The following is a 19,628-nucleotide window of genomic DNA, read 5'->3' on the forward strand; positions in this document are numbered from 1 at the left end:
GTGACCTCACTGCGCCGGGACCGCCTGCCCGGCGCGCTGGTCACGGTCGTCCAGGCACGCGGCCACGCGCCCCGGGACGCCGGGGCGAAGATGGTCGTCGGCCCCGACCGCACCTGGGGATCGATCGGCGGCGGCAACGTCGAGGAGATCGCGATCCGGCGCGCTCGCGAGGTCTCCGGGGCCGACCCGAGCCCCGAGCCGGAGACGCTGACGGTCGCGCTCTCCGACCGGGCGGAGTACCAGCACGGCGTGCAGTGCTGCGGCGGCGAGGTGACGCTGCTGATCGAGCCGCTCGCCGTGGTGCCGGCGGTCGCGATCTTCGGGGCCGGCCACGTCGGGCTGGAGCTGGCCCGGATCCTCGGCCGCTTCGACCTCGACCTCCACCTGGTGGACTCGCGCGCTGAGGTCCTCGGCTCCCACGACCTGGCGGCGGCCGTCGCCGGCGCCGTGGCGCACGTCGAGACCCGCCACTTCCCGGTGCTCCCGGAGGCCGCGCTCGCCGAGCTCCCCGCCGGCACCCACCTGCTGGTGATGACGCACGACCACGCCGAGGACCTGGCCATCTGCGACGCCGCGCTGCGGGTCCCGGCGCACCGTCGCCCGGCGTCGATCGGCCTGATCGGCTCCGCGGCCAAGTGGTCCCGGTTCCGCGGCCAGCTGCGGGCGGCGGGCCACGAGGACGCCGAGGTCGAGGGCCGGATCCGCTGCCCGATCGGCGCCGGCGGTGTGCGCAGCAAGGAGCCGGCCGCGATCGCGGTCGACGTCGCGGCCGAGGTCCTGGCGCTCGTCGAGCGCCCGGCGGACCGCCGGTCCGCGGCGGAGCTGGGCTGATAGGGTCCGGCGCCAAGTGGTCGCTCGTCGGCGAACAGCTGCGCTTGGTGGGCCACGTCGACACGGTGGCCCTCACCCGGCGCCCGCCGCGTCGACACGATCGGCAGCAGGCGCCGCCCGCGATCGCGGTCCGCGTCCCGGCCCGGCCGAGGGTGCTGGTCGAGCACGCGCTCGCCCGGCCCATGCGCCGCCTGCGTCTACCGTCTGACGGAGACGAGCCCACCACAGCTCCCCCCACCCGATCGCCACCCGTCCGATCGGCGTGGGTCCGCAGCTCATCCGATCCGCGACCGCGAAAGGACCTGCACCACGATGTCCGACCAGCCCCACCCGACCGAACCGGTCCCCGGCGCCGACCGCATCCTCACCCCGGACGCGCTCGCCTTCGTCCGCGGGCTGCACGAGGCCTTCGGCGTACGGCGCGAGCACCTGCTCGCCGCCCGCTCCGCTCGCCGCGGCCTGCCGCTGGGCTTCCTGCCCGACACCGTCGAGGTCCGCGAGGCCGAGTGGACCGTCGTGCCGGCGCCGACCGACCTGCAGGACCGCCGGGTCGAGATCACCGGCCCGTGCGACCGGAAGATGACGATCAACGCGCTCAACTCCGGAGCCCGGGTCTGGCTGGCCGACCTCGAGGACGCCAGCACCCCGCACTGGTCGAACGTCGTCGGCGGCCAGGTGAACCTCTACGACGCGATCCGCCGCCAGGTCGACTTCACCTCCGACGAGGGCAAGTCCTACGCGCTGAACGACGACCCGCTGGCCACGATCGTGATGCGGCCGCGCGGGTGGCACCTCGACGAGCGGAGCATCGACCTCGGCCCCGGGCTGGCCGATGCCGCCGGGAACGCGCGGGTGGCCGGCGCCCTGGTCGACTTCGGCCTCTACTTCTTCCACAACGCCGCCGAGCTGCTCCGCCAGGGCAGCGGCCCCTACTTCTACCTGCCGAAGATGGAGAGCCACCTCGAGGCGCGGCTGTGGAACGACGTCTTCAACCACGCCCAGGACGCGCTCGGCATCCCGCGCGGCACCATCCGCGCCACCGTCCTGATCGAGACCGTCCCGGCGGCCTTCGAGATGGACGAGATCCTCTACGAGCTGCGTGAGCACGCGTCGGGCCTCAACGCCGGCCGCTGGGACTACCTGTTCTCGATGATCAAGTGCTTCCGCGACGCCGGCCCGGAGTTCGTCCTCCCCGACCGCGCCGCGGTCCCGATGACCGTGCCGTTCCTGCGCTCCTACGCCGAGCTGCTGGTCAAGACCTGCCACCGGCGCGGCGCCTTCGCGATGGGCGGCATGTCGGCGTTCATCCCCAGCCGCCGCGACGCCGAGGTCAACGCGAAGGCGTTCGCCCAGGTCAAGGCCGACAAGGAGCGGGAGGCCGGCCAGGGCTTCGACGGCTCCTGGGTGGCCCACCCCGACCTGGTGCCGATCTGCGTCGAGGCCTTCGACGCGGTCCTGGGGGACCGACCCAACCAGCTCGACCGCCAGCGCGACGACGTCGAGGTCGGCGCCGCCGACCTGCTCGACGTCGCCTCCGCCTGGGCGGACGGCTCCGGCGCGATCACCTACGCCGGGATGCGGCTCAACGTCGAGGTGGCGCTGCTCTACCTGGCCGCCTGGCTGCGCGGCCAGGGCGCGGTGGCCATCCACAACCTGATGGAGGACGCCGCCACCGCCGAGATCTCCCGCTCCCAGCTGTGGCAGTGGATCTACAACGGGTCGGTGCTCGACGACGGCCGCACGGTGACCCGCGAGCTGGTCGCCGCGACCATCGACGAGGTGGCCGCCGAGCTCGGCGACCAGGTCGCCGAGGCCCGCCCGATCTTCGAGGGCGTCGTCCTCGACGAGGCGTACGTCGACTTCCTGACGCTGCCCGCCTACGAGGCGATCGATGGCTGAGCGTTCGACGATGCCCGCGGTGCTGCCCGACGCCCTGGCCGAGGAGGTCGACGCCCTGCTCGCCGACGCCGACGCCACGCTGGCGGGGCGCCGTACCCGTCCGCGGGCGCCGCAGCCGGTGCACACGCTCTACGTGCCGGCCGACCGCTACGACGCCGACAGCCTCGCCCGGTACGGCGCGGAGGCGGCCGGGCTGCTCGAGGAGTGCGCCGACGTGCTCGGCGCCGACCCGGCCGTCGTCGAGCGGGTGCGCGCGCGGCTGGCCAGTCGGCCGGTCGACGACCTGCGGATCGACTTCGAGGACGGCTACGGCGTGCGACCCGACGAGGTCGAGGACGCGGAGGTCGACCGGGTGGCGGCGCTGGTCGCCGGCGGCGGACGGGCCCCTGAGCAGGGGATCCGGTTCAAGTCGCTGGAGGCCCCCACGCGGGCCCGGGGGCTGCGGACGCTGGACCGCTGGCTGGCCGCGGGGGCGCACCGGGCCGAGGACCACCTGACCCTGCCCAAGGTCACGTCCGTGGCGCAGGTCGAGGCGATGGCGCTGATCGCCCGCACCCTCGAGGCGCGCCACGGGCTCGCGGACGGCGCCCTCACCTTCGAGATCCAGGTGGAGACCGCGCAGGCGGTGCTCGGCCCCGACGGCACCGCCCCGCTGCCGCGGATGATCGCCGCCGGCGAGGGGCGGGTCACCGGGCTGCACTACGGAACCTACGACTACGCCCGATCGCTCGGCATCGCCGCCCGGGACCAGGCGCTCGACCACGCGGTCGCCGACCACGCCAAGGCGGTGATGCAGGCCGCCGCGGCCGGCACCGGCGTCTTCGTCTGCGACGGCTCCTGCAACGTGCTGCCCGTGGGGGGCGCCGAGGCGCGTGCCGAGGGATGGCGGCTGCACGCCGCCCTGGTCACCCGGTCGCTGCACCGCGGCTACTACCAGGGCTGGGACCTGCACCCCGCCCAGCTGCCGAGCCGGTACCTGGCCACCTACGCCTACTTCCGCGACGGGCTGACGCTGGCGCTGGAGCGCCTCGACGCCTACCTGGGCCGGCAGTCGTCGACCTACCTGGACGAGCCGGCCACCGCGGCCGCGCTCGCCGACTACGTGCTGCGCGCCGTCGAGTGCGGTGCGGTGGACGCCGCCGAGGTGCCGCACCCGACCGCCGACCTGCTGGACCTGACCGCGCCGACCACCCCCGCGGGAGGAGCCGGATGACCACCGAGACCACGCTGGCGGGGCTGAACGACGCCGCGCCCGACGACGCGGCCGCGATCCTGCTGCCCTGCTGCGAGAGCGAGCAGTGGGTCGACGCCGTCCTCGCCGGCCGGCCGTACGCCGACCTGACCGAGCTGACCGCCGCGGCCGGCGAGGCGTTCGACGCCCTGCCCGACGCCGAGGTCGACCGGGCCGTCCGCGCCCACCCGCGGATCGGCGAGCGCGCCGCCGGCGCCGACGCGCACTCGCGCTGGTCGCGCCAGGAGCAGGGCGGTGTCCGGGCCACCGAGGCCGACGAGCTGGTCACGCTCAACCTCGCCTACGAGGAGCGGTTCGGCCGGGTCTTCCTGATCCACGCCCAGGGCCGCAGCGGCCAGGAGATCATCGGCCACCTGCGGCGCCGGCTCGACCACGACGACGCGACCGAGGAGGCCGAGGTCCGCGAGCAGATGCGCTCGCTGGCGCTCTCCCGGATCGGCAAGGCGGTGCTCGGCCCGAGCGCCGGTGATGGTGAGGAGGACGACCGATGAGCCAGGTGACCACCCACGTGCTCGACGCCGCCGCCGGGCGGCCCTACGCCGGTGTACCGGTCCGGCTGGAGGGGCCGGGGATCGAGGCCACCGGCGTCACCGACGACGACGGCCGGGTCCGCGAGCTCGGCCCCGAGGCGCTGCCGCACGGCACCTACCGGCTGACCTTCGAGGTGGCGACGCCGTTCTACCCCGAGGTGGTGATCACGTTCGCCGTCGACGACGACGGCCACTACCACGTGCCGCTGCTGCTCAGCCCTTACTCCTACTCGACCTACAGGGGGTCCTGACATGACCGCTCCGACCACCTCGACCGCCGGGATCCGCCTGGGTGCCAACCAGTACGGCAAGGCGGAGAACCGCGTCGTCCGGATCGTCCGGGACACCCCGCGGCACGAGATCCACGACTTCAACGTCTCCACCAGCCTGCGCGGCGACTTCACGGCCGCGCACACCGTCGGCGACCAGTCCGCGGTGCTGCCCACCGACACCCAGAAGAACACCGCGTTCGCGCTGGCCAAGGAGCACGCCACCGGCGCGGTCGAGGAGTACGCGATCGCGATCGGTACGCGGCTGCTCGAGGCGACCCCGGCCGCCGAGGAGGCGCGGATCGCGGTGGAGCAGTACGCCTGGGAGCGGATCGGCGACCACGACCACGCCTTCGTCCGCTCCGGGCGCGGGGTGCGCACCACCGTGGTCGAGATGGGCCCCGCCGGGGTCAGCGTGGTCTCCGGGATCAAGGACCTGGTGATCCTGAAGTCGACCGGGTCGGAGTTCCGCGGCTTCCTGGTCGACGAGTTCACCACCCTGGAGGAGGCGGACGACCGGATCCTGGCCACCTCGCTGGTCGCCACCTGGCGGTACGCCGCCACCACCGGCGCCGGGAGCGTGGACTGGGAGGCGGCGTACTCCTCGGTGGTCGAGACCGTGCTGGGCACGTTCGCCGACCACTACAGCAAGGCGCTGCAGCAGACGCTCTTCGCGATGGGCAGCGCCGTGCTGGAGAAGCACCCCGAGATCGCCGAGATCTCGTTCGCGGCGCCGAACAAGCACCACTTCCTCTACGACCTCGACCGGTTCGGCATCGCCAACGACGGCGAGGTCTTCTACGCCGCCGACCGGCCCTATGGGCTGATCGAGGCGACGGTGGTGCGCGAGTGATCGTCTTCCGGGGGCGCGTCGTCCTGCCGGACGTGGCCGAGCCGACCCCGCGCGACGTGGTGGTCGAGGACGGCCGGATCGCCTCGATCGAGGAGGTCCGGGCCGACCGGGAGCTCTCCGTCGGCGACCGGATCATCGCCCTGGCCGACGACGAGGTGCTGCTGCCCGGCCTGGTCGACACCCACGTCCACGTCAACGAGCCCGGCCGCACCGAGTGGGAGGGCTTCGCCACCGCCACCCGCGCGGCGGCCGCCGGCGGGGTGACCACGCTCGTCGACATGCCGCTCAACTCGATCCCGGCGACTACCTCGGTCGAGGCGCTGGAGGTCAAGCGGGCGGCCGCGGAGGGCCAGTGCTTCGTCGACGTCGGCTTCTGGGGCGGCGCCGTACCGGGCAACCTGGCCGACCTGGCGCCGCTGACCGAGGCCGGCGTGGTCGGCTTCAAGTGCTTCCTGCTCGACTCGGGGGTGGCGGAGTTCCCGCCGCTGTCGGACGCCGAGCTCGAGGCCGCCGCCGCCGAGCTCCGTCGGCTGCAGGTGCCGTTGATCGTGCACGCCGAGGACGCCGAGCAGATCGCCGACCCCGCCGGACCCGGGTACGCCGACTTCCTGGCGTCGCGCCCCGGCCCGTCCGAGGGGGACGCGGTGGCCCGGCTGGTCGAGGTCGCGGAGGCCACCGGCTGCCTGATCCACGTCGTCCACGTGTCGGGCGCCGAGGCGCTGGACGTGCTGGCCGCCCACCCCGGCGTGCTGAGCGCGGAGACCTGCCCGCACTACCTGACGCTGACCGACGCCGACGTGGACGACGACGCCACCGAGTTCAAGTGCTGCCCGCCGATCCGCACGCGGTCGCACCAGGACCGGCTCTGGGCCGCGCTGCGGGACGGCACCCTGCGTTGCGTGGTCTCCGACCACTCGCCGGCCACCGCGGACCTGAAGCTGACCGGCGACTTCCGCACCGCCTGGGGCGGCATCGCCTCGCTGCAGCTGGGCCTCGCCCTGGTCTGGACGGAGGCCCGCGCGCGCGGCATCGGCCTGTCGGAGGTGGTCACCTGGATGGCGACCCGGCCCGCCGAGCTGGTCCGGTTCGGCCACAAGGGACGGATCGCGGTCGGCGGCGACGCGGACCTGGTCGTCTTCGCGCCGGACGAGCGCTGGACCATCGACGCCCCGGCCCTGGAGCATCGCAACCCGGTCTCGCCGTACCACGGCCGCGAGGTGACCGGCCGGGTGCGCAGCACCTGGCTGGCCGGGAACCGGATCGAGCCGGACGACGAGCCGCGTGGTCGGCTGCTGAGGAGGAAACCCCTGTGACGGACTTCCGGAACCTGCCGGACCTGGCTGCCCGCGCCCTGGGCGGCGCGGTGGTCCACGCGAACGACGAGCTCTTCGCGGAGAAGGAGAACCTGATCAAGCCCGGCCCGGCGCAGCGCTCGGACGACTTCGGGCACAAGGGCAAGGTGTACGACGGCTGGGAGACCCGCCGTCGGCGGACACCCGGCTCCGACCACGCGATCGTGCGCCTCGCGGTGCCCGGACGGGTGCACGGCGTCGTGGTGGACACCGCCTACTTCGCCGGCAACTACCCGCCGTACGTCTCGGTCGAGGGGGCCGTGGTCGACGGCTACCCGGACCCGGAGGCGATCGTCGGCTGGTTCCCGCTGCTGGAGAAGGTGGCGGTCAAGGGCGACTGCGAGAACGCGTTCGGGCTCTCGGACGAGGCGGCCGGCCGCCGGATCACCCACGTCCGGCTCACCATCTACCCCGACGGTGGCGTCGCTCGGTTCCGGGTGCACGGGGTGGCCGAGCCGGACCCGGCGCTGCTGACCGGCACCATCGACCTGGCCGCGCTGGAGAACGGCGGGGTGGTGACCGGCTGCTCCGACGCCTTCTACGGCTCCGCCACGCAGCTGCTGCTCCCCGGCCGGGCGCGGAGCATGGGCGACGGCTGGGAGAACGCCCGGCGCCGCGACGACGGCAACGACTTCGTGGAGGTGCGGCTGGCCGGCCGCGGCGTCGTGCGGCGGCTGGAGCTGGACACCAGCTACTTCGTCGGCAACGCCCCCGGCTGGGCGTCGGTGACCGGCCGCGGCCCCGACGGGGACGTCGATCTCCTCCCGCGGACCCGGCTGCAGCCCGACACCCGGCACGTCTTCGTGGTCGAGGGCACCGCGGGGGCCGCGACGCCGGTGGAGTCCGTGCGGCTCGACGTCTTCCCCGACGGGGGGATGGCGCGGCTGCGGGTCTGGGGCGAGCTCGTCGCCGCTGGGTGAGGTACGGGGAGCGCTAGCCACGAGCCTCGAAGCCAAGGCGCCCGCCGGCTGGTTTCGAGGCTCGCTTCGCTCGCACCTCAACCACCGGGCGAGGCTCGCTTCGCTCGCGCCTCAACACCGGGGGGTCAGCCGTCGTCGCTGCCGAGCACCTTGGCCAGCGCCCAGATCACCCAGAAGTCGAAGGCGACGATGACGACCGCCCAGAACGGCTGGTAGGGCAGCCAGGCGAAGTTCACCACCGCCGAGGCGACCGCGAAGCCGATGCCGGCCATGTAGGCCCAGGTCCGGCCGGCCAGGATCGCGCCGCCGGTGGCCGCGCTGAGGAGGCCGACCACCAGGTGGATCCAGCCCCAGGCGGTGAGGTCGAAGGCGAAGACGTAGTTCTCGGTGACCGCGAAGATCTCGTCCTTGGCGATCGCCGAGATGCCCTCGAGGACCTGGAGGATGCCGATCGTGAGGAGCGCCGCGCCGGCGAAGATGCTGACGCCGGACGCCCAACTGGAGGGGGTGTCGGAGTGGCTCATGGAGTCAGCGTGGCACGGTGCGGGGGTGCACGGGACCACCCGCGGCGGGGTGGATTCGCGCCGACCCGGCCCCCCGCTTGCGTACCGTGTCTCCCGCACCGCCGGACGGGCGCGCGGCGCGGGCGACGGGAGGTGAGGGACGATGGACATCGCCGGAACCCGCGAGCGGTGGCGGTCGGCGTACCAGCTGCGTCGGGACCGGGCCAAGGGCCTGGTCGACCGGATCCCCATCTTCGGCCGGCTGATCAGCGAGTTCGTCCGGATCGAGTTCATCGACCGCTGCATGCTGATCGCCGCCCAGGGACTGCTGGCGCTGGTGCCGACGCTGGTGGTGCTGGCCGCCTTCTTCCCGCACCTGGTCGGCGAAGCCGTCAGCACGTTCTCCTCGGCGTCGGGGGTCGGCGGCTCGGGGAGGTCGATCATCGAGTCCGAGGTCGACCCGCTGACGGTGCGCACCCACACCGGCTACATCGGCCTGGCGATCACGATCTTCTCGGCGACCAGCTTCGCCCGCGCCATCCAGCGGATGTACGAGCGGATCTGGGAGCGCAAGCACATCGGCGGCGTCTCCGGGCTGCGGCGCTGCCTGCTCTGGCTGATCGGCTGGCTGGTCACGCTGCAGATCTTCGGGGCGATCAAGCGCATCATCGGCGGCCTCGACGGGATCCTCGGCAACGGGCTGGAGTTCACCCTCCAGGGACTGCTGATGACGCTGATCTGGCTGGTGACGAGCTGGGCGTTGCTCTTCGGCCGCGTGCCGTGGCACCGGCTGCTGCTCGGTGCAGCCCTCACCGGCTTCGTCGGCGTGGTCTACAACCACGGCTCGTCGGTGGTGATGCCGCCGTACGTGCGCGCCAACGCCGACCAGTTCGGCACCCTCGGCGTGATCCTCGCGGTCTCGACCTGGCTGATCGGGTACGCCGCGATCATGGTCGCGGCGGCCCTGCTGGGCCGGGTGATCTCCGAGGACCCGACCGTCCACAAGGTCATCGGCAGCTGGCGACCGGTCGTCGCCTGGGCTCGCCGCTTCGGCGGTCCGGCGACGCCGGCACCCACCCCGGGGCCCGACCGCCGGGCCGGGAGGCTCTAGCGAGCGGGCGGGCCTGCGCGGTCTCGGGCCGGGACTCGTGCCGGATCAGTGCGAGACCAGCGTGCCGGTCAGCCGCTCGTGCCGGTCGGCGCTGGGCTGGTTGAGCCCGATGATCCGGACCGTGGTCCCGTGCCGCTCGTACTTGGTGGTGACCGCGTCCAGCGCCGCCACGGTCGAGGCGTCCCAGATGTGGGAGTCGCTGAGGTCGATCAGCACGTGCGCCGGGTCGGCGGCGTACTCGAACTGGGCGTACAGGTCGTTGCTGGAGGCGAAGAAGAGCTCGCCGGTGACGCGGTAGCGCGCGGTCTCCACCCCGTCGAGGGTGACCAGCTCGCGGTGCAGCTGGGTCAGCGACGCGACCCGACGGGCGAAGAGCGTCATCGCGACCAGCACGCCGACGACCACGCCGATCGCCAGGTTGTGGGTGGCGACGGTGAACGCGACCGTGGTCAGCATGACCGTGGTCTCGGACTTCGGCATCCGGCGCAGCGTGGAGGGCTGGATCGAGTGCCAGTCGAAGGTGCCGACCGAGACCATGATCATCACCGCGACCAGCGCGGCCATCGGGATCATCGCGACCACGTCGCCCAGGCCGACCACCAGGATCAGCAGGAAGACACCGGCCAGGAAGGTGGAGACGCGGGTCCGGGCACCCGAGATCTTCACGTTGATCATCGTCTGGCCGATCATCGCGCAGCCGCCCATGCCGCCGAAGAAGCCGGTGATCACGTTCGCCGCGCCCTGACCCAGCGACTCGCGGGTCTTGTCCGAGCGGGTGTCGGTGATGTCGTCGACGAGCTGCGCGGTGAGCAGCGACTCCAGCAGGCCGACCAGCGCCATGCCGAGCGCGTACGGCGCGATGATCTTCAGCGTCTCGAGCGTGAACGGCACGTCCGGGAAGAACCAGGACGGCAGGCTGTCGGGCAGCGCGCCCTCGTCGCCCACGGTCGGGACGTTGATGCCGCCGGCGACGACCAGCACGGTCAGCGCCGCGATGGCGACCAGCGGGGCAGGGATCACGGTGTTGACCCGCGGGAACAGCACGATGATCGCGACGCCGGCCGCGGTCATCGGGTAGACCAGCCACGGCACGTCGACCAGGTGGGTGATCTGCGAGGAGAAGATCAGGATCGCCAGGGCGTTGACGAAGCCGACCATCACCGAGCGCGGGATGTAGCGCATCAGTCGGGCGACCCCCGCCGCGCCGAGCGCGATCTGGATCAGGCCGCCGAGCAGCACGGTCGCGATCAGGTAGTCGTAGCCGTAGTCGCGGACCACCGGCGCGATCACCAGCGCGATGGCTCCGGTCGCGGCCGAGATCATCGCGGGGCGACCGCCCAGGAACGAGATCGCCACCGCCATCGTGAACGACGCGAAGAGGCCGACCCGCGGGTCGACGCCGGCGATGATCGAGAACGCGATGGCCTCGGGGATCAGCGCCAGGCCGACCACCAGTCCGGCGAGCGCCTCGGTGCGCAGCAGCTGGGGGGAGCGCAGCACCGCGCGCACGGTGTGCTGCGGCGGCGCCGGCGGTACGGCGGTGGCGGTCTGGGGCTGGGACAAGGCTCGGCTCCGGTCTCGGGTCGCGGGTTTCGCGGCTCAGGCGTCGAGGCGCGGCGGGACGCACCCCACCACGTCGTACGACGAAGCGCTGCCCGGGCGCGCGGTGGCATCTCCGTGGGCGGCGCTGAGGCGGGCCGGCCCCATCGCCGGCACAGCACCGCGGGTCAGCCTACCGGCGGTCGACCCGCCCACCCGATTCCTCGCCGAGCCGGGCCTGGGGCCCCGCCGACCCGGCCCTCGGGCCCCGCCGACCCGGCCCTCGGGCCCCGCCGACCTGCGCCTCGGGCCCCGCCGACCCGGCTCGGGGGGCCTGACGCCCGGCTCGATCAGTGGTGGCCGGAGATCGCCGCGGCCACCGCGTGGTGCACGTCGGGGTGGAAGACGCTCGGGATGATGTAGGAGGCGTTGAGCTCGTCGTCGGTGACCACGCCGGCGATCGCCTCCGCGGCGCGGATCATCTGGTCCAGGCCCACCTGGCCGGCGCGGGCGTCGAGCAGGCCGCGGAAGACGCCCGGGAAGACCAGCACGTTGTTGAGCTGGTTGGGGAAGTCGGAGCGGCCGGAGGCGACGACGGCGGCGTACTCGGCGGCGGCGGCCGGGTCGACCTCCGGCACCGGGTTGGCCATCGCGAAGACGATCGGGTCGGCGGCCATCTCCTTGATCCAGGCCGGCTCGAGGATGTTCGGGGCGGAGACGCCGATGAAGACGTCGGCCTCCTGCAACGCGTCGCGCAGGGCTCCGCGGACGCGGCGCGGGTTGGTCACCGAGGCCAGGGTGGCGTGTGCCGGGGAGAGCTCGGGGTCGTCGGCGACCAGCAGGCCGAACCGGTCCGAGACGACGATGTCGGTGACGCCGGCGGCGAGCAGCAGGGTGACGATCGCGGTGCCGGCCGCGCCGCCGCCGGAGACGACCACGCGGCTCGTGGTGAGGGACTTGCCCACCACCCGCAGCGCGTTGGTGAGGCCGGCGAGCACGGCGATCGCGGTGCCGTGCTGGTCGTCGTGGAAGACGGGGATGTCCAGCTTCTCGCGCAGCCGCGCCTCGATCTCGAAGCAGCGGGGTGCGGCGATGTCCTCCAGGTTGATCCCGCCGAAGCCGGGAGCGATCAGCTCGACCGCACGCACGATCTCGTCGACGTCCTGGGTGTCCAGGCAGATCGGCCAGGCGTCGACGCCGCCGAACCGCTTGAACAGCGCCGCCTTGCCCTCCATCACCGGCAGCGCCGCGCCGGGACCGATGTTGCCCAGGCCGAGCACGGCCGAGCCGTCCGTCACCACCGCGACGGTGTTGCCCTTGACGGTCAGCCGGGAGACGTCGTCGGGGTTCTCCGCGAGCGCCATGGAGACCCGGCCGACGCCGGGGGTGTAGGCCATCGAGAGGTCGTCGCGGGTCTTCAGCGGCACCTTGGAGCGGACCTCGATCTTGCCGCCCAGGTGCAGCAGGAAGGTCCGGTCGGAGACCTTGTGCACCTCCACGCCCGGGACCGCCGCGACGACGGACTCGAGCTCCCGGCCGTGCTCGGCGTCGGCGGAGGAGCAGGTGACGTCGACGACCAGCCGCTCGTGCCCCGACTCGGTCACGTCGATCGCGGTGACCACGCCGCCGGCCTCGGCGATCGCGGTCGCCACCGCGCCCACCACCCGGTGGTCCGCCGCCGTGTGGAGGCGCATGGTGATGGAGTTGGACGAGGCGGTCGCGGTCGCGGGCACGGGACGAGTCACCGACACATTCTCCTCTCGCGCCAGGGTTACTCCCAAGTCACTCCGGCACCACCCGGGTGGAAGGCAGGGCGCGGCGATCCCGGTTGGCGATACTGGGCGCCATGCCCGACAGCCCGGCCCACGCCCCGATGCCCGGCGCGGAGGTGCTCGCCGAGCCGATGCGCTCGCGGTGGAGCCCGAGCGTCTTCGACCCCGACCACCGGCTCACCGCCGACCAGGTCGCCGCGCTGCTGGAGGCCGCGCGCTGGGCCCCCAGCCGCGGGAACATGCAGCCATGGCGCCTGCTGGTCGCCGAGCGCGGTACGCCGGCGCACGCCGTGCTGGTCGGGCACCTGCGTCGCGGCAACGCGACCTGGGTCCCGCGCGCCTCGGTGGTCTTCCTCGGTGCGGCGCAGGTCGCCCCGGACGAGACGGGCGAGGGGCCGGACCAGCCGGAGTACTCGTTCCACGACCTCGGTCAGGCGGCCGCCCACCTGACCCTGCAGGCGCGGGCGATGGGCCTCCAGGCGCACCAGTTCGCCGGCTTCGACAAGGAGGCCGTCGCCGCCGCCCTCGGCTACCCCGGCCACGTCCGGCTGCTCACCGGGATCGCCGTCGGTGCGCTCGGCGACCCGGCCACGGCGACCGAGCGCGACCGGTCCAAGCAGGAGCGGACCCGGGAGCGCCGGCCGCTCGCGGAGATCGCGTACGCCGACGCCTGGGGTCGGCCCTGGCCGGGAGCCGAGCCGGCGACCGAGCCGCGAGCCGAGCAGGAGCCAGGGCCCGGCGCCGGGGGGCGCTGATGGGGTCGGGCCGCCGCGTCGCCTGGGCGCTGGTCCTGGTGGCGGTGCTGGTCAACCTCCCGCTCGCGGACCACCTCTGGTCCCAGGTCCGCCTGCACCGGTCGGGCGTGGAGACGACCGCCCAGGTGGTCTCCACCCGCGTGGTCGGCGCTCGCGCCGAGCCGCACTACGTGCTGCAGTTCCGCTACGACGGCGACGTCGATCCCGACCGGCAGATCTGGCCGATCGAGGTCGACCGTCCGGCGTACCTGGCCGCGGAGTCCGACGGCTGGCTCCGGGTCCGCGTGGTGCCCGACAGGCTGTCGGCCTACACCGTCGAGGGCGCGGTGACGGGCTCGACGGGGTGGGTGGTCCTTCTCGTCGTCGACGCCCTCCTGGTCGCGCTCGCCGCGGTCCTGTGGTGGGCGCGGCGAGTGGGCAGGTGGCGGCCGGGTGAGCCCGAGGACCCGGAGCGCCCGGACCCCTCGCGCCCTTTCTGATCCGGAGGCTCTAGCCTTTCGCCCATGCGCCTGAACCTCCGCAACGGTCTGTCTCGCCCGATCGCCGCGATCGGCCTCGCCACGCTGGCCGGTGCCGCCCTGGTCGGCTGCGCCGCCGAGGAGCCGGTGGAGGACAGGTCCGGCGAGGTGGCCGCGGCGGACGAGTGCGCCACCGCCGACCTGCCGCTGAAGAAGGACGGCGTGCTCACCATCGGCACCGACTCGCCGGCCTACGAGCCCTACTTCGTCGACAACGACCCCTCCAACGGCCAGGGCTTCGAGTCCGCGGTCGCCTACGCGGTCGCCGACCAGCTGGGCTTCAGCGCCGACCAGGTCGAGTGGATCAAGGTCGGCTTCAACAGCGTGACCAAGCCGGGCGCCAAGGACTTCGACTTCGACATCAACCAGATCTCGATCACCCCGGAGCGCGAGGAGGTCGTCGACTTCTCCGCGCCCTACTACTCGGCCTCCCAGGCCGTGATCGCCCTCAAGGACAGCCCGGCGGCGGAGGCGACCAGCCTCGAGGAGCTCGCCGGCTTCAAGCTGGGCGCGCAGACCGGGACCACCTCGCTGACCGCGATCCGCGACGTGATCCAGCCCGAGCAGGACCCGCTGGTCTTCGAGGACACCAACATCGCCAAGCAGGCGATGCAGAACGGGCAGGTCGACGCGATCCTGGCCGACCTGCCGACGGCGTTCTACATCAGCGCCGTGGAGATCCCGAAGAGCACCGTGATCGGCCAGTTCCAGTACGAGGGCGGCCAGGCCGACGAGTTCGGCATCCTCTTCGAGCAGGGCAGCGAGCTGCTGCCGTGCGTCAACGGCGCGCTGGAGGCACTCGAGGACGACGGCACGCTCGACCAGATCGAGCAGGAGTGGATGTCGGACTCGGTCAGCGTGCCCGAGTTGCAGTGACGGTCCCTCACCACGCGATGATCGTCCGGTGAGCGCCGGATGAGCGCCGGCTGGGTGCCGAGCGAGCGGGAGCAGCAGCGTCGGCTGCTGCGCCGCTCGCTGCGCCGACGCCGGACGGCGATCGCCACCCTGGCCTGCCTCTTCCTGCTCGGGGTCGGCTACCTCGCGATCGTCCTCTCCCCGGGCTGGCCGGCGGTGCAGGCCACGTTCTTCGACCCGCACCACGCGTGGGAGTCGCTGCCGGCGATCACGGACGGCTTCTGGCTCAACGTGAAGATGTTCCTGATCGCCGAGCCGCTGATCCTGCTGCTCGGCCTGGCGATCGCGCTGGTCCGCCAGTCCCGCTCGCCCTGGCTGGTCCCGGTGCGGGCGCTGGCGGTCGGCTACACCGACGTGATCCGCGGCATCCCCACGATCCTGCTGGTGCTGATGCTCGGCTTCGGTGCTCCGGCGCTCGGGCTCCAGGGCGTCCCGACCTCGACGTTCTTCTGGGCGACGGCCGCGCTGGTGGTCTCCTACTCCGCCTACGTCGCCGAGGTCTTCCGGGCGGGCATCGAGTCGATCCACCCCTCCCAGGTCGCCTCGGCCGAGGCGCTGGCGCTGACCCGCGGCCAGACCATGCGCCACGTGGTGGTGCCGCAGGCGGTACGCCGGGTGATCCCGCCGCTGCTCAACGACTTCGTCTCGCTGCAGAAGGACACGGCGCTGGTCTCCTCGGTGGCGCTCTTCGACGCCCTCTTCACCGCCCGCGACTACGTCAACTACAACTTCAACTTCACCCCCTACGTCGTCGTCGCCTGCTTCTTCATCGCCCTGACCGTGCCGCTGGCCCGGTTGTGCGACTGGCTGGTGCTGCGGGCGCAGCGGCGGGAGAGGGCCGGGATGCTGTGAGTGCCCTGCTGGAGGCGCGCGACCTGCGCAAGTCGTACGGCGACCGGCTGGTCCTCGACGGCGTCTCGCTGCGCGTGGAGCCCGGCGACGTGGTCTGCCTGATCGGCTCCTCGGGCTCGGGCAAGTCGACGCTGCTGCGCTGCCTGGACCTCCTGGAGGAGATCGACGACGGCGTGATCGAGTTCGGCGGGCGCGAGGTCAGCGACCCGCTGGTCGACCCCCGCGACGTGCGTCGCGACATCGGCATGGTCTTCCAGGCCTACAACCTCTTCCCGCACCGCACGGTGCTGGCCAACTGCACGCTCGCGCCCCGCGCGGTGCACGGTCTGTCGAAGCGCGCCGCGGAGGAGCGGGCCCGCGACCTGCTGCAGCGCTTCGGCCTGGCCGACCATGCCGACCAGCACCCCGACCGGCTCTCCGGTGGCCAGCAGCAGCGGGCGGCCCTGGTCCGCGCCCTGTGCACCGAGCCGCGGCTGCTGCTGCTCGACGAGATCACCGCGGCGCTCGACCCGGAGCTGGTCGGCGAGGTGCTGGGCATCGTCCGGGACCTGGCCGCGGCCGGCACCACGATGGTGATCGCCACCCACGAGATGTCCTTCGCCCGCGACGTCGCCACCCGGGTCTGCTTCCTGGACGGCGGTCGGGTCGTCGAGGAGGGTCCGCCGGAGCAGGTCTTCGGTGCGCCCCGGCAGGAGCGCACCCGCGCGTTCCTGCGCCGTGTGCTGGATGCCTGACGTCTCTCACCACGGGGCTGCCAGACTGCGGGCATGACCTCGCTTCATGACTTCTCCGCGACCGCGATCGACGGCTCCGACGTCGACCTGTCGGCGTACGACGGCCAGGTGGTGCTCGTCGTCAACGTGGCCTCCCAGTGCGGCCTGACGCCCCAGTACCAGGGCCTCCAGGAGCTCTACGACACCTATGCGGACCGGGGTTTCACGGTCCTGGGCTTCCCGTGCGACCAGTTCGGCCACCAGGAGCCGGGCTCGGAGGAGGAGATCGCCTCCTTCTGCGAGTCGAGCTTCGGGGTGACCTTCCCGATGTTCTCCAAGATCGAGGTGAACGGCGACGGCGCCCACCCGCTCTACCAGTGGCTCAAGAGCCAGCACGGCGGGATCCTGGGCGACGCCATCAAGTGGAACTTCGCCAAGTTCCTGGTGGGCCCGGACGGCCAGGTGATCGACCGCTACGCCCCGACCACCAAGCCGGAGAAGCTCGGCGGCGACATCGAGAAGGCGCTGGCGAAGGCACGGGCCGCCGAGGGCTGAGCCCCCGCCCCGACCAGAACCCGGACCGAGGAACGCGCCGAGTCGGCAGAAGGTGGCCGTCACCTTCTGCCGACTCGCGGTCTGCTCAGACCCCCATCACCTGGAGGTCGTCGTCGCGCTCCTGGCCGTCGGCGGCCGGGCCGGTCGGCGCACGGCCCGGGATCGAGTCGCGCTCCAGCGCCTCGCCCTCGATGTCGACGTTGGGCAGGATCCGGTCCAGCCATGCCGGCAGCCACCACGCCTTGTCGCCCAGGATGTAGAGCAGCGACGGGATGAGCACCATCCGCACGATGAAGGCGTCGAACACGATCGCGAGCGCCAGCGCGAAGCCCATCGACTTGATGATCGCGTCGTCCTCGAGGATGAAGCCCGAGAAGACCGCGATCATGATCGCCGCGGCGGCGGTGACCACCCGGGCGCTGTTGCGGAAGCCGTCGACCACGGCGTCGTGGGTGGACAGCCCGTGCACGTGCGCCTCCCGCATCCGGGTCACCAGGAACACCTGGTAGTCCATCGCGAGGCCGAACACCACGCCGATCACGAAGATCGGGATGAAGCTGACCAGCGGCTGGCCCTCGAAGATCCCGAAGGTGCCCTCCTGGAAGATCGCCACGGTCGCGCCCAGGGTGGCCAGCACCGAGAGCAGGAAGCCCAGGGTGGCGGTCAGCGGGATGAGGATCGAGCGGAACACGAGCACGAGCAGCACGAACGCCAGGCCGATGACCACCGCCAGGTAGACCGGCAGCGCGCTGTTGAGCTGGTCGGAGACGTCGGTGGTGATCGCGGTCAGGCCGGTGACGCCGACGACCAGGTCGGTCTGGGCCTCCACGGCCGCCTCGCCGTCACGCAGCACCTCGAGCAGGTCGAGGGTCGCCGGGTCGTCCGGGCCGGAGGTCGGCGTCAGCACGATCATCGCGCCGGTGGCCGGTCCGGTCGGTGCGCCGGTGTCGTCGACCGGGGCGTTGGTGGCCACCAGTTGCGCGTTGGCGACGCCCTCCTGCGCCGAGGCCCAGTCGACGACCGAGGAGAAGGCCTCGGTGCGGGCGTCGTCGTCGGCGATGTCGCGACCGTCGGCCACGATCAGGAAGGTGCCCTGGCGCCCGGCGCCGAAGGCCTCCTCGGTGAGGTCGGCGGCCTTGCGCTGGGTGGTGTCGCTGGGCGCCGTGCTGTCGCTGGGGAAGGCCAGGTACATGTCGGTGACCGGGATCGCCAGGGCGCCGAGGGCGATGACCACGCCGGCGACCCAGGCGATGGGCGCCTTGGACAGGATGTTCGCCCAGCGTACGCCGTTGTTGAGGACGTGGCCGTGGTCGTCGCGCTTCGGCGCGTAACGGCGGACCCGGCCACCGAAGGCCTTGGACTTGGTCAGGCCGAGCAACGCCGGGAGCAGCGTCAACGCCACCAGTACGGCGATCAGCACCGTCGCAGCGGCAGCCAGGCCCATCGAGGTGAGGAACGGGATGCCCACCACCGTGAGGGCGGAGAGGGCGATCAGCACGGTGAGGCCTGCGAAGACCACCGCGGATCCGGCGGTGCCGACGGCGATGCCGGCGGCGTGCCGGCGGTCGTCCGTGTGGTGCAGCTCGGTGCGGTAACGGGCCAGGATGAACAGCGTGTAGTCGATGCCGACCGCGAGACCGATCATCGACGACAGCGCCGTGGTCGAGGAGTTGAGATCCATGAAGGCGGTCATCGCGGTGACCCCTGCCATGGAGAGACCGACGCCGAAGATCGCGTTGAGCAGCGGCATGCCGGCGGCCATGAAGGAGCCGAAGGTGAGCAGCAGGACGATCAGCGCGATGCCGAGACCGATCAGCTCGGCAGTCCCGCCGGGCGGCGCCATGACCGCCATGCCCTGGCCGTTGGCCTCGACGATGAGTCCGGTGTCCTCGTGGACGGTGTCCATGAGCTCCTCGAACTCCTCGACCGAGGCCCGCTCGAGGTCGGCCACGGTGTCGAGGTCCCATGCGAAGGACATGGTGCCGATCCGGCCGTCCTCGGACAGCGGGGAGACGGCGGCGGCGTTCGCCCGCGCCCGCGCCACGTCGCCGCCCGACTGCTGGGCCGCGTCGACGTACATCTGCTCCTGCTGGTCGGCGGCGACCGTGGGGTCCACCAGACCGGGCTGCGGGGCGTCGGCGTCCATCTGCGGGAGGTCCGGGATGCCGGCGATCAGCGTCTCGATCGCGTCGGCGTACTGCGCCTCGTCGAGGGTGTGTCCCTCGGGGGCGGCGACGACGACGTTGACGCTGGCGTCCTCGAAGGCGTTCCCGGACTCGGGGAAGAGCTCGGCCTGGATGTCGGCGGCCTCCTCCGAGGGGATGCCGGGGATGGAGAACTCGTCGTTGAACGGCTTGGCGGCGACGGCCGCGATGGCGCCGACGGCGACCACCAGGACCAGCCAGCCGGCGATGAAGAGGGGCCACCGCCGGTAGGCGGTCGATCCGAGTCGGTAGAGCAAGCGGGCCATGGGGTCTCCTGGGTCCGTT

The 19,628-nt window shown here is 72.7% G+C and carries 19 protein-coding genes; 15 read left to right on the top strand and 4 right to left on the bottom strand.

Annotated elements, in window-relative coordinates; all coding sequences use genetic code 11:
* The 8 genes from xdhC (at position 1) to alc (ending at position 7,906) form a co-directional block, all read left to right on the top strand.
* Positions 1 to 831 (top strand): xanthine dehydrogenase accessory protein XdhC, encoded by an 831-nt coding sequence (xdhC, locus tag E8D34_RS01105; protein WP_240771018.1) that lies wholly within the window; start codon positions 1 to 3, stop codon positions 829 to 831.
* A gap of 312 nt (positions 832 to 1,143) precedes the next feature.
* Positions 1,144 to 2,730, top strand: coding sequence for a malate synthase A (gene aceB, locus E8D34_RS01110; RefSeq protein ID WP_136592721.1), 1,587 nt, complete (start codon positions 1,144 to 1,146; stop codon positions 2,728 to 2,730).
* Positions 2,723 to 3,943 (top strand): aldolase/citrate lyase family protein, encoded by a 1,221-nt coding sequence (locus tag E8D34_RS01115; protein WP_240771019.1) that lies wholly within the window; start codon positions 2,723 to 2,725, stop codon positions 3,941 to 3,943. The genes aceB and E8D34_RS01115 overlap by 8 nt, the downstream gene beginning before the upstream one ends.
* A complete protein-coding gene (uraD, locus tag E8D34_RS01120) occupies positions 3,940 to 4,473 on the top strand; it encodes a 2-oxo-4-hydroxy-4-carboxy-5-ureidoimidazoline decarboxylase (RefSeq protein WP_136592722.1) in 534 nt (177 codons plus the stop codon). The genes E8D34_RS01115 and uraD overlap by 4 nt, the downstream gene beginning before the upstream one ends.
* The gene (uraH, locus tag E8D34_RS01125; RefSeq protein ID WP_136592723.1) at positions 4,470 to 4,763 is read left to right on the top strand and encodes a hydroxyisourate hydrolase; all 294 of its coding nucleotides are present in this window, start codon (positions 4,470 to 4,472) and stop codon (positions 4,761 to 4,763) included. The genes uraD and uraH overlap by 4 nt, the downstream gene beginning before the upstream one ends.
* 1 nt (position 4,764) lies before the next feature.
* Positions 4,765 to 5,634, top strand: a complete 870-nt coding sequence (pucL, locus tag E8D34_RS01130) for a factor-independent urate hydroxylase (protein WP_136592724.1) — start codon at positions 4,765 to 4,767, stop codon at positions 5,632 to 5,634.
* A complete protein-coding gene (gene allB / locus E8D34_RS01135) occupies positions 5,631 to 6,947 on the top strand; it encodes an allantoinase AllB (protein WP_136592725.1) in 1,317 nt (438 codons plus the stop codon). The genes pucL and allB overlap by 4 nt, the downstream gene beginning before the upstream one ends.
* On the top strand, positions 6,944 to 7,906 hold the full coding sequence (alc, locus tag E8D34_RS01140) for an allantoicase (RefSeq protein WP_136592726.1): 963 nt from the start codon (positions 6,944 to 6,946) through the stop codon (positions 7,904 to 7,906). The genes allB and alc overlap by 4 nt, the downstream gene beginning before the upstream one ends.
* Positions 7,907 to 8,031: 125 nt before the next feature.
* Here the strand turns inward: alc and E8D34_RS01145 are convergent, their stop codons facing one another.
* Positions 8,032 to 8,430, bottom strand: coding sequence for a hypothetical protein (locus tag E8D34_RS01145; protein WP_136592727.1), 399 nt, complete (start codon positions 8,428 to 8,430; stop codon positions 8,032 to 8,034).
* A gap of 142 nt (positions 8,431 to 8,572) precedes the next feature.
* On the opposite strand from E8D34_RS01145, the gene E8D34_RS01150 reads away from it, so the two are divergent.
* Positions 8,573 to 9,520, top strand: coding sequence for a YhjD/YihY/BrkB family envelope integrity protein (locus E8D34_RS01150; RefSeq protein WP_136592728.1), 948 nt, complete (start codon positions 8,573 to 8,575; stop codon positions 9,518 to 9,520).
* A gap of 45 nt (positions 9,521 to 9,565) precedes the next feature.
* Here the strand turns inward: E8D34_RS01150 and E8D34_RS01155 are convergent, their stop codons facing one another.
* Positions 9,566 to 11,083, bottom strand: coding sequence for a SulP family inorganic anion transporter (locus E8D34_RS01155; RefSeq protein ID WP_136592729.1), 1,518 nt, complete (start codon positions 11,081 to 11,083; stop codon positions 9,566 to 9,568).
* Positions 11,084 to 11,409: 326 nt separating this feature from the next.
* Entirely contained in the window at positions 11,410 to 12,753 is a 1,344-nt protein-coding gene (locus E8D34_RS01160; protein WP_136592964.1) for an NAD-dependent malic enzyme, read from the bottom strand.
* A gap of 152 nt (positions 12,754 to 12,905) precedes the next feature.
* On the opposite strand from E8D34_RS01160, the gene E8D34_RS01165 reads away from it, so the two are divergent.
* The 6 genes from E8D34_RS01165 to E8D34_RS01190 are packed head-to-tail and all read left to right on the top strand — an operon-like array spanning position 12,906 to position 17,139.
* A complete protein-coding gene (locus E8D34_RS01165) occupies positions 12,906 to 13,586 on the top strand; it encodes a nitroreductase family protein (RefSeq protein ID WP_136592730.1) in 681 nt (226 codons plus the stop codon).
* Positions 13,586 to 14,065 (top strand): hypothetical protein, encoded by a 480-nt coding sequence (locus E8D34_RS01170; protein WP_136592731.1) that lies wholly within the window; start codon positions 13,586 to 13,588, stop codon positions 14,063 to 14,065. Before E8D34_RS01165 ends, E8D34_RS01170 begins: the two co-directional genes overlap by 1 nt.
* Positions 14,066 to 14,089: 24 nt before the next feature.
* Complete coding sequence (locus E8D34_RS01175) at positions 14,090 to 14,980, top strand: ABC transporter substrate-binding protein (RefSeq protein ID WP_136592732.1); 891 nt, start codon at positions 14,090 to 14,092, stop codon at positions 14,978 to 14,980.
* A gap of 39 nt (positions 14,981 to 15,019) precedes the next feature.
* Entirely contained in the window at positions 15,020 to 15,871 is an 852-nt protein-coding gene (locus E8D34_RS01180; RefSeq protein WP_136592733.1) for an amino acid ABC transporter permease, read from the top strand.
* A complete protein-coding gene (locus E8D34_RS01185) occupies positions 15,868 to 16,605 on the top strand; it encodes an amino acid ABC transporter ATP-binding protein (RefSeq protein ID WP_136592734.1) in 738 nt (245 codons plus the stop codon). The genes E8D34_RS01180 and E8D34_RS01185 overlap by 4 nt, the downstream gene beginning before the upstream one ends.
* 33 nt (positions 16,606 to 16,638) lie before the next feature.
* Complete coding sequence (locus E8D34_RS01190; protein ID WP_136592735.1) at positions 16,639 to 17,139, top strand: glutathione peroxidase; 501 nt, start codon at positions 16,639 to 16,641, stop codon at positions 17,137 to 17,139.
* Positions 17,140 to 17,224: 85 nt separating this feature from the next.
* Here the strand turns inward: E8D34_RS01190 and E8D34_RS01195 are convergent, their stop codons facing one another.
* A complete protein-coding gene (locus E8D34_RS01195; RefSeq protein ID WP_136592736.1) occupies positions 17,225 to 19,609 on the bottom strand; it encodes an MMPL family transporter in 2,385 nt (794 codons plus the stop codon).
* Between the last annotated feature and the right edge of the window lie 19 nt (positions 19,610 to 19,628).

This window comes from Nocardioides sp. GY 10113, assembly GCF_004919105.1.
Classification (GTDB): domain Bacteria; phylum Actinomycetota; class Actinomycetes; order Propionibacteriales; family Nocardioidaceae; genus Nocardioides.